We start from the raw sequence: 14092 nt of genomic DNA on the forward strand, positions 1-14092 counted from the left end.
ACAAATAAAAAGGTGACTATATGAAAAAACTAATGACGCTCTCATCACTATTATTATTCAGTTTATCTGCTACTGCTGGTATTCATGTCGAACACTCTACAAACAAAGTTGTTCTCAATGACTTTACGACAAAAGATGCCGCTTATAGCTCTGCGTTTGATCTTGTCGATGAATACCAAACGCTATCAAAACATGAACTTAGAAATCGTCTAAACATCATTGGAAGCGGTTTCCCTCGTGATATTGCAATCGATGATAGTAAGGTGAGAGTTGAAGAATACGCACTTAACCGTGATGAAGTTAAATATCGTGCAATCATAAACTTCGATTATCACTTCAGAACAAGTGACGGCGGTAAAAACTAAAAAATCATCTGCACCTTTACTTTCTTAGAGCCCTTCCTATTTTAAGAAAGTAAAGGTGTCTAATCACATTGAAACGACGGCTTTTCATAAATCGCTCTCTCCTTACATAAACAGTATCAATCCCTACCTCTATCGTTTACATAAAAATAATTTTTCCAATCTTCATTGAGATACATTTCGTCGTTTGGCGCTTTATCATTCACTTGGTTCGCCATATGGATTCCACATCACTTAAATGAAAAAGACCCTTGAAATTGAGTTCACTTTTTTATGAAGATTAACTCAACCTAAGACTGACAATTGTCGTTATATTTTTCTCGTTTATAGCAATATATAAAAAACTCTTTTTGTTTTAATTAACCATAAGACGTAAAAATAAAAAAAGGCAACAAGATACTTCTTGTTGCCAAAGAAAAAAATCATCATTCAAAAAATATGAAAATGAAAACTAGCAGTGGACTAGCTAACAAAACAATTATATCCAAAACACTTTAACAAGTAACGATCAATATAATCCATTATATATGGATGAAAATCAGCACTTATAAAATTACACCGATAAATAAAAAAGCCTGAAAATAGTTTCAGGCTTTTTATATTTATTAATTTTTTAGAATGAATATCTCGCAGCTATTGCAAGAATATCGTCTTCATTGTCTACATCTGTAATTCTGTATTCTGCTAGTGCTTTAAAATTAGAAGTCAAATCGTACTCTGCACCTAGTGAGTAGTAATCGACGACGTCTTCATCATCACGCTCTAGATTGTTATAGCCAACAAGTGCCCAAAGCTTATCTGTTATTTCATAAGTGGCAACTGCTTCAATACCGGTGTAATCAATATTACTTTCAGAACCATCTTTAGCCCAGTTTTCACCATCACTGTATAAAACAGAGGCATAAAACTTGTCGTATTCAAATGCAATAGCACCCGTTAGCAGCTCTGCATCTTCTGCACCCGATTGCCCTTCACCTTCGTTGTAACCAAGCGCAACTTTGAAGCCATATGGCAACTTGTAGTCCGCCGCCGCACCATAAGAGGCTGCATCTGTTGACACTTCATCGTTTTCAGCCTGATAGCTAACATGAATATTCAAACCTTCATAGCTTGTCGTTAGCTTAAATACTGAATCGGAGCGACCGGTACCATATAGATCCGCACTTACGCCAGCAGCTTCATTACCAAACTCCGGGAAAATATCCGTGTAGTCAGATACTAAAGTGACCGCACCGTATTGACGTCCATAACTTACTGTTCCGTAATCTGCACCAACTCCTACATAGCCTTTTCGGATATCAAATTCATCATCTTCAATCCCATCAGCATCTCTGCGATTAGACTTAAATTCCAACTCATATAAGCCGAAGGCATAAAGATCTTCATTTATTTTAGACTCACCTGCAAGTCCTACACGAATGTAGCTATTATCTCCGTCTGCATTTTTATCATCAGAGAAATAATACATCCCTTGCGCTCGGCCATGAATATTTAATACTGATTCTTGATCTTCATAAACTACGGCTGAATTTGCAGCACTTGCAGAAAAAAGTGCAGCGATTGCGATCGACGTTCTTGTCATTTTCATTTAATTACCACTACTTGTGTTGTTTGAATCGAGTGAAATTATGAACAGTGGCAATTATTTTTAAAGTGCAAATTCAACCATATTCTATGGATAAATATAAACAAGCCCTCAATCTAAAACATTATGTCCTAGTACTCATATTAGTTGAGATAATCCATCCAAACAGGAGGCGTCCCTATTATTTTTTGAACAGTATCAATGAATAGTTTGGCTAATGGTTGTTGATTTCGGTGAGTATACATTGCATATATTTCCCCTATTGCGGGAAGATTATAATCAGGAAGCAACTGGACAAGATCTTGTTTACTCAAACTCTCCTGAAGAAAGAACTGCCCTATTAAAGCATACCCTAGATCAGATTTTACGGCATCGAGCATTAACTCAGTTTCATTCACGAAGTACTGCCCGTTGATATTATACGTTCTAACGTCGCTTGATGACTGGCTTGGCGCTATACGTAGCTTATCCGCCTTAAAGTTAGCATTAGAGTATATTACTGCTGGCATTTTTATAAGCTCTTCTGGAGAGCTCGGGGCTCCATACTTGTCAATAAAACTCTTCGATGCAACCAGTGCCATATTATTGCTTGCCAACTTACGCACTATCATGTTGGACTCTCGGATTGGTCCGATACGAAACACAACATCAAAACCTTCGTGGATAACGTCGACTCGATTATCATCGAGCAGCAGCTCTACAGTTATGTTTGGGTACTGTTTTATAAACTCTTTAACTGCCTGATTTAAGTATGCTCTGCCAAAGAAAGTGGAGCTTGATATTTTCAAGTTACCCTTCGGTTCATCCTGAAATGTAGCAGCAATACTACGAGTTTCGGTTAGAACCTCTCTTACTTTCTTGGCTTGCGCCACCATCTCAACACCTGCATTGGTCAGGGATAGCGAACGCGTGGAACGGTTTAACAGCCGTAAGCCCAATTCATCCTCTAGCTTTTTGATCTGTTTTGACAAAGCTGAACGATCTATATGATTTCTGTCAGCAGCCTTAGCAAAAGTTCCGTATTCAGAGACATCCAGTAGTAATTCAAGTTGGCTTGCGAGATCCACTGCACAATTCCTTATTTAGTTTTTATTCTTTATGTGATGGGAAATGGATTTTACAAAATTAATTTCAATTTTTTATGGTTCAAATTGCATCAGTGAATTGCAAATAATGCACGAATTAAAAACGCTTTAATTTTCGTCGCTATCTTTAGCTTCTGTTTAGTTATTCCTATCTATTATGGCTTATTACATTTAACAATACTCCACGTCTTTAAAACCCTAAACTGATCTTTTTCAAACCAAAAAATGAGCATTTTGACCAATATTTAATCGTGCATTTTTATCACTACTCTATGTTCGCTGAGGGCCTATTTACCCATAGGTACAATGAATACAATGCCGTTCCTTTTAGTATGAACAGAATCATTTAGGGCGCGACAAATGTTAAAGAAAGTTTTCGGCATTGGCCTTTTATCCGTTTTAGCTGCTTGTGCAGACGAAGAGATAACCAAACAACCTAATACTCCCTTACCTACGATAGACGTCTCCAAAGTCATCTATGAGCCCGTTCAATCGTGGTTCACCTTTACAACAAGGCTTCAAGCCCCAGAGAAAGTTTCTTTAATGCCACGCGTTTCCGGAGTTATTGAAACGGTAGAGTTCAAAGACGGACAGAGTGTCAACAAAGGCGACTTACTCGTCACTCTTGATGATCGAACCTTCAAAGCTCAGGTCTCACGACTTGAAGCGCAAGTTAAGAGTGCTCGAGCTGCGCTAGAGCAAGCAGCAAACGAACAAAAGAGAGCCGCTCAACTTGTTAAGCGAAAGGCCATCTCAGCGGAACAAGCAGAGGCCCGAGATACCGCAGTAAAACAACGCTCTGCAGAACTAATGGCCTTGCGTGCTCAGTTAGAATCCGCAAAGTTAGATCTTGAGTTTACGAAGATATATGCCCCTATTAGCGGCACTATTTCAAGAGCATTCATTACTAAAGGAAACAATGTAAACGCAAATCAAAGCGTTATATCAAACATTGTCTCTAACGATCAGGTATATGCATACTTTGATGTCGATGAGCGAACTTGGAACCGTTACTTCTCGACAATCAATGCCGACTCTAACTTACCTACTCGTCTTGAACTATCTGGACAAAATGGGCAAGAGTTTTTTGGACGCGTTGACTTTGTCGACAACTCCATCAACGAAAACACCGGTACTTTGCAGGTTCGAGCGGTATTCGATGCAACAAAATCAAACTTAAAAGTGGGATCGTTTGGCCGAGTTCAGATATCAACAACCAAACCAGTTGAACGAGTTCTCGTTCCAGAGCGTTCTATTGGCACAGATCTAGAAAACCGCTTTGTATTAACACTCAATGAAGAGAATACGTTGCAATACAGCATCGTAACCTTAGGCGAACGTTACGGAACATTTCGTGCCATCGAGAATGGCTTGAACGCCGACTCAATTATTGCGGTAAATGGCCCAGCAAAAGTTGGCCCAAATAGCAAAGTCACACCAAAAAATGTCACGCTAGATATTAGCAACACTTCATTGATTATGGCTTCAAACTCAACATCGTTGCCAAACAAACGTTTAGCTCAAGACTAAGAAGACAACCGAATGAAATTTGCACACTTTTTTATTCAAAGACCCATATTTGCCTCTATGATATCGCTATTGATATTAATAGTAGGCGCAATTTCACTTTTACAGTTGCCTGTGAGTGAATATCCAGAGGTTGTCCCTCCTACAGTGGTAGTTACAGCAAACTATCCTGGTGCGAACCCAAAAGTAATCGCAGAAACAGTTGCTACGCCTCTGGAGCAAGAAATTAATGGTACAGAAAACATGTTATATATGTTTTCGCAGGCAACCAGTGACGGCAGAATGACATTGACCGTAACCTTTGCTTTAGGTACGGACTTGGACAAAGCTCAGGTTCAAATTCAAAACCGCGTCACTACAGCTTTGCCCCGATTACCAGAAGCCGTCCAACGGTTAGGAGTTGTTGCCGAAAAAGCCTCTCCTGATCTCACTATGGTTGTGCATATATATTCTCCAGATTCTAGCCGTGAAGTCAGTTATTTAGCTAACTACGCTAATTTAAACTTGAAAGATGAGATAGCTCGGCTCGGAGGCGTTGGTGATGTGCGCCTTTTCGGTGGTGACGAGTACTCAATGCGCTTGTGGTTAAATCCAGATGAGCTCGCTTCTAGAAATCTAACCGTAATGGACGTTGTCTCCGCCGTCCGATCTCAAAACCAACAGGTGGCAGCAGGCTCATTAGGTGCGCAACCAGCCGCTAATGAAAACCAATTCCAAGTTTTGTTGAACGTAAAAGGCCGCTTGGAGAATATTGATGAATTCAACGACATTGTCGTAAAAGTTGACGAAACAGGGGCTTTGACACGTCTTAAAGACGTTGCACGCGTAGAGCTAGGTCAAAACTCTTATGCACTGCGCGCCTTGTTAAATGGTAAACCAGCGGTGGCGATGCCCGTATTCCAACGCCCTGGTGCTAATGCTATTGAGCTATCTAATCAGGTTCGTTCAACCATGGACCGTTTACAAGCAGCCTTTCCAGCTGGAGTTTCATATGAAATAGCCTACGACCCGACCGTCTTTGTTCGTGGTTCGATAGACGCGGTGGTTCATACTCTGCTAGAGGCAATTGTACTTGTTGTTGTCGTAGTTATTCTGTTTTTGCAAACATGGCGCGCGTCTATCATCCCTATCATTGCGGTGCCTGTTTCATTAATCGGTACGTTCGCTGTAATGCAAATGCTCGGAGTATCGATTAACACACTTTCGTTGTTTGGACTTGTTCTCGCCATAGGCATCGTCGTCGATGACGCCATTGTCGTCGTCGAGAACGTGGAACGGAACATCCATAATGGTCTTGCACCACTAGAAGCAACGAAACAAGCAATGACCGAAGTTACCGGGCCAATTATTGCAATTGCATTAGTGTTATGTGCGGTGTTTATCCCGACAACCTTTATTACAGGGTTATCCGGTCAGTTTTATAAGCAGTTCGCACTAACAATTACGATCTCGACGATTATTTCAGCAATTAACTCGTTGACGTTATCGCCTGCTTTATCAGCACTGCTATTACAAGATAAGAACGCAAAACCCGATCGGCTAACCAAACTCTTGGATGCGGTTTTTGGTAAGTATGTTTTTGCGCCATTCAATAGAATTTTTGAGTATAGCTCGAACCAATATCAAGCTCTGGTCAAGAAGCTGATTCGCTTTAGCCTTGTTGTTGTGGTGGTATACATTGCGTTACTCGGGGGAACGGTTTCTCTATTCAAAGCTGTTCCTGGAGGATTCATTCCTCAACAAGATAAGCAGTATTTAGTTGCGATCGCCCAACTTCCAGATGCAGCAAGTTTAGATCGAACAGAGTCCGTTATTAAAGAAATGGAAAACCTCGCGCTGGCAACACCTGGCGTAGCACAAACCATTTCTTTCCCAGGCTTATCGGTCAATGGTTTTACTAACAGTCCGAATAGTGGCATCGTTTTTGTTACGCTTGAGGACTTCGATAAACGAAATGATCCAACTCTCGGAGCAAATGCGATTGTTGCATCTTTGAATAAGAGCTTTTCAATCATTGATGAAGCCTTCGTTGCGATTTTTCCACCACCACCAATCCAAGGACTTGGCTCTACTGGCGGCTTTAAACTTCAAATCGAAGACCGTGCGAACAAGGGGTTTGATGAGCTCTTCAAGCAATTGAACTTGGTAATAAGTGAGGCATCAACAAGACCCGAGCTGATGGGATTATATTCCACATTTCGTATACAAGTGCCGCAGATGGACATCCAAATAGATCGTGAACAAGCGATGCTGCAAGGTGTTCCTCTAGAGCAGGTTTTTGATGCGCTTCAAGTTTATTTAGGATCATTATACGTCAATGACTTCAATATGTTTGGTAGAACATACAAAGTGAATGCCCAGGCAGACATGAACTATCGTCTCGAACCTGACCAAATACTTAACTACAAAGTAAGAAATGCTGCCGGACAAATGGTTCCTCTCGGCGCTGTACTGGAGATCATACCTACGATTGGGCCTGACCGCGTGATGCACTATAACGGCTACCCTAGTGCAGAACTAAACGGCAGTCCTGCTTTTGGTTACAGCTCTGACCAAGCCCAAACGGCTATTGAGGAAGTACTGGATCAAAACCTAGCAGAGGGAATGGTTTATGAATGGACTGATGTAACCTACCAGCAGATTTTGGCTGGTAACACGATGGTGTATATATTCCCACTTGTTGTTTTGTTAGTTTTCATGGTGCTAGCTTCGCAGTACGAGAGTTTAAAACTGCCATTCGCTATCATTTTGATCGTTCCTATGACCATTTTTTCTGCACTAGCAGGTGTTTGGTTCATTGGTGGTGACAACAATATATTCACACAAATTGCTTTGATTGTCCTTGTGGCTCTAGCGTGTAAAAATGCCATCTTGATGGTGGAGTTCGCTAAAGAACTTAAAGACAATGGCCAAGATACCTTATCAGCGATTTTGGAAGCATGTCGTTTACGTCTTCGACCGATTCTAATGACATCAATTGCATTTACCGCTGGTGTTATTCCATTAATGATTGGTACAGGGGCCGGAGCGGAAATGCGACAAGCAATGGGTATTGCCGTATTCTCGGGTATGGTAGGCGTAACGGTATTTGGATTACTACTCACACCTGTTTTTTACATGTTAGTGAGTCGAAACAAAAAACGTCAAACACTATAACCATAATATAAATACTCATTTAAATTCATACTAAAGGGAGCTATTGCTCCCTTTTCTTTTGGTTATTAAGTATATTAATAATTTCTAGACAGAGCAGCAGTTATACATGAAACTAATACGCTAATATCTAACTTGGATAAACATTGTGGATTTAGCAAATAAACTACACCTGCTTTTAGAAGTCTCTAAAGCTGGATCTTTTGCAAAAGCAGCAGATGGGATGAATATCGACCGCTCTGTTTTATCTAAACACATCAAGCAGTTAGAAGAGCACTTAGGCGTTAGGCTATTAAACAGAACAACTCGCGCTCTTTCATTAACGCAAGTCGGCAAGCAAATAGTTGAAAAAGCAGACCAAATATCTCAACTCCTTGATGATACTCAACAAATAGCGGAGAACTTTCAGACTGAGCCTTCAGGGAAAGTACGAATTTCAAGCTCAACATTATTTGGAAAACTCTATCTACAACCTTCGATAGAGAAGTTTTTACATAAGTACCCAAAAGCAAGTGTTGAACTAATGCTAGATGATCTTCATGTAGACGTGATTAGAAGTAATTTTGATATTGCTTTTCGAATCGGACCTATGAGGGATTCATCAATGGTAGCAAGAAAATTAGCAAAAAATACGACTGCAATCATTGCTTCTCGAAATTTAATTGAAAAACATGGTAACCCAGAAACGCCTGATGAGTTAGTTAAGCTACCTTTTATTATTTATTCAAATGGTAATTTTATTGTCGATAAACTTAAATTCTACGACAAAGCAAAATCAGATGGTTTAGATACATACCCAATATCAGGGTCATACATGGTAAATGAAGCTGAGCTAATAATTGAAAGCGTAAAGTCAGGTCTGGGCGCAGCACTCATAGGTCAATTTATGCTTCCTAACAACCTAGAGTCTTCTAATTTAGTTCAACTTTTACCAGAATATGAAACTCAAGATTTTGGTGATATTTATGCCATGTACTCACACCGTCAGCAATCACCATTGGTTAGGGCATTCATTGATATCGTTCAAGAAGAAATTGGCATACCACCAGTATGGGAAAAGCATTTCAATAAAAGCTAGGTGATTCTATTTAACCAAAATTAGCAGAAAATAAAAAATAAAATAAAATCAATAAATTAAACCAGTAACGTTTAATATTCATCGAAGTTTAATGTTAGGTGAATTAAGTTCCATTCTAAATGGCGCTTAATTCACTAAATATAAAAAATTCTTGATTTATAATACTAACAAATCCATCACCTATACAAGTTACGATGTATATTGAAGAAAAACACACCTCGGTCACTAGTTTGTTAGTATATAAAATATCTTATCTTATTTTTTTGGTTATTTATACGTTAGCAACGATTTACTTTAGCGTAAAAATGGACAAAAGCACATCGGAGAACTCTCTTATAGAAATGACTCAAATAGCATTTGTGCTTTTTTCATCGTTAATGTGTTTGTATAAATCTAAGGAATATCTTGAACTCAAACACATATTAGTAATAATGTCTTCATTTTTTATGGTTATATTCGTTAGAGAAATAGACTACCACATAGAGCAGTATTTCCCTCACGGTTCATGGAAGTATCCTGCTTGGATTATAATAGTCTCGGTCTGTTATTTTTGTTTTAATAATATAGTTAACATAAAAAATGAGGTAAAACTTTTCATTTCTCATTCTAGCTTCACGACATTAACGATTGGATTTTTTATTGTTTTCTTATTCTCACGATTTGCAGGGTATGGTGATTTTTGGGTCGAGTTCATGGGGAACTCATACAATAGAGACGTGAAAAACTTGGTTGAAGAAAGCTTAGAGTTACTAGGTTACGCGATACTTTTAAACGGTGTTTTACTTATTAAAGTAGAAAATCACTAAGTATAAATAAGAGTTCAGAGCTTGTAGTTCAAGCTTTGAACTTTTTTGGCTAAAAAAAAGCAGCAAATTATATTTGCTGCAAATGATGAAAAAAACAATATGCGTAAGTTAACTTCCTAGCAATGGATGCGTTAACGAGTTAATAATAACGAACCGTAACAATTAAGTCTCGTTGAAAATAATCCATAAAGAATGGCATTTATTACACTGTTAATTATGTAACCTTATCTAATCTAGTTATCACACGCCGTCGTTTTTATATCTTATCTCTTTCCGTCAATAAATAGCTCTTCACATCAGATCCCATTTATCATCCCACAACAGTCGGATTCACAACAAAGCAATAAAAATCAATAAATTAGAAGTAGCCACTTAAAAAGTAAAAAGGAGTAAAAACGAAACTATGTCAGATAGAACATATTAAAGATCACCGGCTCTGAGTAGAAAACCGTTCATACTCGTTACGCATACAATCAATAAAGACTTCCATCGCCGGCGTCACACACTTCCCAGCATGATAAGCACAAAGTGGCTTGATCATCTGTGAAAATTCGGTGAACTCAAGCTCTTGTAAACTGCCCTCTTGCAACTCTTTTTCAACCGTAAAACGAGGTAAATAAGAGATACCAATATTACTCTCAACGCAGTTTTTGATCGTATTAATACTGCTAAGTTCGATCATGTTGTCGATGCTAATATCACGCTCCTGAATAATGCTCTCAAACATCTGTCGAAAAAGGCACTTAGGGCCATTGCTTATAAACCCTAAATCAATATGTTGCTCTCTCTTCTTTAAATCTAGCCCTTTTAAAAGCGGTGAAGCAACCAATACCAGTGGCTCGTGCTCAAACTCGTGGACCTTGAGCGTATCGTCATTACCAACTCGATAAAACACACCTAAATCAGCTTTATCCGCTATCAACTCATCTCGAATCTGATAGCAATTTTGTGATTGCAGAGAGAGTCGAACATTGGGCGCTCTGATCCTGAACTCTTTTAAAACATTAGCCATCTTATAAGCAAGTTGAGTCTCAGCAACCAGCACTTTCAATTCACCGGTCGGCTCCGAGTTTTCTTGCTGTGCTGTTCCCTCAATATTTTCCATCACTCGCGCCAGTTCATAGACGTAAGGCAGTATCTTTTCTCCTGCTTGAGTCAAAACCATCTTACGCCCTATTTTTTCGAACAGCTGCAAAGACAGATCTTGTTCCAACTGCTTGATTTGAAAGGTGACGGTTGATTGCGTGCAATAAAGCTTCTGTGACGCTTTTAGAAACGATCCTTCTTCAACAATAGCTTTAAAAGTAAGAAAGCGTTTTAGATTCATGACTAGACTCCACAACCAACAGTTCAATAAATTAAAAGTCTAAGTTTTAATTTATTCGATTTTTTAATCAATTGTAGCGAAGTATAGTGCAGTAAAAACAGGAGAGATAGAGATGACCGCCATCTACACCGCATTTTTTACTTACGTAATCATTACTTCAATTACACCAGGGCCAAACAACATTTTATCGCTCAGCATCGCGACGCAATATGGACTAAAACGCTCAACAAAAGTGATTTCGGGGATGTTTTGTGGCTATGTTGTTTTGATGCTACTTTGTGGCGCTTTCACGTATAACATGATCAGCCTCTTGCCCGTGATTACACCTTGGCTAACATGGATTGGAGCAGCTTATATTGTTTGGTTGGCTTGGGGGCTTGCTACGAGTGAGATCAAAACTTCACCGGATAATTCTAAAGGTATCAGTTTCTTAACAGGTTTCGGTTTGCAGTTCGTTAATGTGAAAATCATTCTTTATGGAATTACCTCTATCTCTACGTTCGTACTGCCCCACACTCAGAATATCTACTGGATCTTAGCGACTAGCCTCATTCTTGCTTTGATCGCACTTCTTAGCAACGTAGTCTGGGCCGTTGCAGGAAAGCTACTTCAATCGCAATTCCAAAGATATGGCAAAGTCATCAATATGAGCTTAGCAGCAGCTCTGATCTATTGTGCGACACAGTTATTTACTTAAGTATATAGTTGATCATCAAGAACAATATTGCTCTTCAACTTAGACGACTACGTTTATGTGAAGAGCAAATTCTGCTCTACAAATCGCTGCGGTTTCTCGTGCCCTTACTCGCTCCTCCCACTCCTTCATACGGCAGTTTTTGAAGAAGTAGATTCAACGTCACTTAATCAACCTAAAGATACGAAATCTTGTTTAGCTATACATACACGGCCTTGGCGACCTCGGTAATAACTAAGTATTACTTAGTATACACAAATCAGAAAAACTAAGATAATCTTAGTCATCCAAGTCCTTCGTATGAACTTTAAGTGTTGTTTAATAACCCACTCCCAGCCCGCCTTAAGCATGCGCGTAAACAAGCGAATCTGTCCCAAAAAGCACTGGGCATCCGTATCGGCATGGATGATAGTTCTGCAAGTGCAAGGATGAATCAATACGAAAGGGAGCGCCATACTCCCGACGTAAAAACGCTCAAACTTATCGCAGATGAGCTAAACGTGCCTCTAAACTATTTTTTTTGTGAAGATAAAATCACCGCTGAACTTGCTGTGAATCTCCACAAGCTGTCAAATGATGACAAGCAAAGAGTGCTTGAGAGCACAGCCCAGCTGATTGCGGACGCAATCGCCACGAAGTCGAGTACGTAATTGGGATTAAACGCCTAAGAATACGTATCAATACCAAAGAATCAAAGAGCATAACTAAGGGTTCAACATGGCTACAACAAAAGCACTTGTGGTTTTTTCCGGTGGGCAGGACTCTACGACCTGCTTAATCGATGCATTAAATACATATGATGAAGTTCATGCTATAACGTTTGATTATGGCCAGCGTCATTCAGATGAAATAGATATCGCTATCGAATTAGGTAAGCAACTTAACATCAAAAGCCACAAAGTCCTGGATGTAAAATCAATTAATGAGTTAGCGATAAGCTCGCTGACAAGAGACAACATTCCGGTATCTAATGACTTAAGCGACGCTAACGTACCCAATACATTCGTTCCAGGGAGAAACATTCTCTTTCTTACTTACGCATGTATCCATGCTTACCAGCTTGGCATTCAAGACATCATTACGGGAGTCTGCGAAACAGACTTTAGTGGTTACCCTGACTGCCGAGACAACTTTATTCGCTCTCTAAATCTCTCTTGCAATTTAGGTATGGATAAAGCCTTCAACATTAAGACTCCTTTAATGTGGCTTACTAAAGCCGAGACCTGGGCTCTAGCTGATAAGCACAATATGTTGGAGTTTGTCCAAAACAATACTTTAACATGTTACAACGGAATCGTTGGTAAAGGCTGTGGTGAATGCCCAGCGTGCCTACTGCGACAAAGCGGCTTAGAAGAATACTTAGCGAGCAAATAGTCTTTGTTAGCGGTAATAGCGCTGGGATAAAACCTTTTGCGTTAGCTTCTAAACGTTTTATCTCAGCGTGAAACTCCAGCCAACAGAGCTTCTTTTGATGCCGCCAGATTGGTGGCATCAATTAAATGCGAAACGATTGTCGAACCAAAGATAGCACCACACCACAGCAGCCAACACTGCTTAGCTTTTACAACGCTATAAATTGTTTAGATATATCGACAATGTTTCGATAGCAAAGCTACCAACGGCATTACTCGCGAAACCGGAATTAGATAGAAAAGCTACCTCGAATGATGACGAGTCTCTCGTCTAAGCAATACTCAAATATTTATGAGTTTGAACAGACAAACGCCAATTGCGGGCAATGCACGTATCAATACACAATTGCGTAGCACGAGGCTTCTGGCTAATTGGTTGTAGTGCAATGATAGTCTCAGCCGCTACGTTCGCATTTGCTAAAAGATCATCAAGGTGGTCGATGTCTTTCTGGGTGCCGACTGGATGCTTAATCTCATTTGCCCGCTCTAACGCGCTATTAAGCACTGGTAATTTACCTTTCATTGCTACTTTTGGTGACACTGTCACCCACGTATTTTCTGAAGTAATCACTTCTGATGTGCCACTGGTTTCAATTTGGCATTGGCACCCCATATCTTCAAACGCCTTTGTTAAAGGGCGCAGATCATAAATACAAGGCTCTCCACCAGTAATCACGATATGCTTAGCATTAAAGCCTTGCTGTTGATATTGCTCTACGATGTTCTCGGCAGATGCAACACACCACGTCGGAGAATCTTCCGTTTTCACCAGAATATCGCCTATTTGACGTTGATCATTCTCATCTGCATACCACGTTTGTTTGGTATCGCACCATGAGCAACCAACCGGACACTCTTGAAGCCGAACAAAAACAGCAGGGACTCCAGTAAAAACCCCTTCCCCTTGGATGGTTTCAAACATCTCATTTAGCTTATACAACGCAGAACTCACTCAACTCATAACATTTCGAGGCGAAGACCATAATGGACACGCGTGTCTAGGTCAATTTAAACCAAAAATTAATTGTTAAAATAGACCATTTTGTAGTTTCATAGCGTAATG

Annotated in this window: 11 protein-coding genes; 7 read left to right on the plus strand and 4 right to left on the minus strand. The window is 39.7% G+C overall.

The features are described from left to right. The first annotated feature begins 20 nt into the window (after window positions 1-20). Window positions 21-365, plus strand: a complete 345-nt coding sequence (locus KJB35_RS05660; protein WP_005377323.1) for a DUF3316 domain-containing protein — start codon at window positions 21-23, stop codon at window positions 363-365. A 610-nt stretch (window positions 366-975) separates the two neighbouring features. Here the strand turns inward: KJB35_RS05660 and KJB35_RS05665 are convergent. After that, a complete protein-coding gene (locus KJB35_RS05665; protein WP_025768142.1) occupies window positions 976-1950 on the minus strand; it encodes a porin in 975 nt (324 codons plus the stop codon). A 140-nt stretch (window positions 1951-2090) separates the two neighbouring features. Next, window positions 2091-3014, minus strand: coding sequence for a LysR family transcriptional regulator (locus KJB35_RS05670; protein ID WP_085570005.1), 924 nt, complete (start codon window positions 3012-3014; stop codon window positions 2091-2093). 378 nt (window positions 3015-3392) lie between these two features. Between KJB35_RS05670 and KJB35_RS05675 the strand changes: the two genes are divergently transcribed. The 3 genes from KJB35_RS05675 to KJB35_RS05685 all read left to right on the plus strand — a co-directional run bounded on the left by KJB35_RS05675 (window position 3393) and on the right by KJB35_RS05685 (window position 8790). Continuing rightward, the gene (locus KJB35_RS05675) at window positions 3393-4562 is read left to right on the plus strand and encodes an efflux RND transporter periplasmic adaptor subunit (RefSeq protein WP_053304410.1); all 1170 of its coding nucleotides are present in this window, start codon (window positions 3393-3395) and stop codon (window positions 4560-4562) included. Window positions 4563-4574: 12 nt separating this feature from the next. Then, on the plus strand, window positions 4575-7715 hold the full coding sequence (locus KJB35_RS05680) for an efflux RND transporter permease subunit (protein ID WP_085570004.1): 3141 nt from the start codon (window positions 4575-4577) through the stop codon (window positions 7713-7715). A gap of 145 nt (window positions 7716-7860) precedes the next feature. Beyond that, window positions 7861-8790: a LysR family transcriptional regulator gene (locus KJB35_RS05685; RefSeq protein ID WP_213908113.1), complete on the plus strand. Its 930-nt coding sequence runs from the start codon at window positions 7861-7863 to the stop codon at window positions 8788-8790. A 1233-nt stretch (window positions 8791-10023) separates the two neighbouring features. Here the strand turns inward: KJB35_RS05685 and KJB35_RS05690 are convergent. Then, entirely contained in the window at window positions 10024-10923 is a 900-nt protein-coding gene (locus KJB35_RS05690; RefSeq protein WP_137282042.1) for a LysR family transcriptional regulator, read from the minus strand. A gap of 112 nt (window positions 10924-11035) precedes the next feature. Between KJB35_RS05690 and eamB the strand changes: the two genes are divergently transcribed. From eamB to queC, 3 genes are all read left to right on the plus strand, one after another. Beyond that, window positions 11036-11620 carry a cysteine/O-acetylserine transporter gene (gene eamB, locus KJB35_RS05695; RefSeq protein WP_047102681.1) on the plus strand — a complete coding sequence of 195 codons (585 nt, stop codon included), beginning with the start codon at window positions 11036-11038 and terminating at the stop codon, window positions 11618-11620. A 308-nt stretch (window positions 11621-11928) separates the two neighbouring features. Then, on the plus strand, window positions 11929-12267 hold the full coding sequence (locus KJB35_RS05700; RefSeq protein ID WP_149192497.1) for a helix-turn-helix domain-containing protein: 339 nt from the start codon (window positions 11929-11931) through the stop codon (window positions 12265-12267). Between the two features lie 67 nt (window positions 12268-12334). Beyond that, a complete protein-coding gene (gene queC, locus KJB35_RS05705) occupies window positions 12335-12991 on the plus strand; it encodes a 7-cyano-7-deazaguanine synthase QueC (protein ID WP_005377298.1) in 657 nt (218 codons plus the stop codon). Between the two features lie 309 nt (window positions 12992-13300). Here the strand turns inward: queC and queE are convergent, their stop codons facing one another. Next, window positions 13301-13951, minus strand: coding sequence for a 7-carboxy-7-deazaguanine synthase QueE (queE, locus tag KJB35_RS05710; RefSeq protein WP_005377296.1), 651 nt, complete (start codon window positions 13949-13951; stop codon window positions 13301-13303). Window positions 13952-14092 lie beyond the last annotated feature (141 nt).

Origin of the sequence: Vibrio sp. D431a (assembly GCF_030248655.1) — a bacterium.
GTDB lineage: Bacteria > Pseudomonadota > Gammaproteobacteria > Enterobacterales > Vibrionaceae > Vibrio > Vibrio alginolyticus.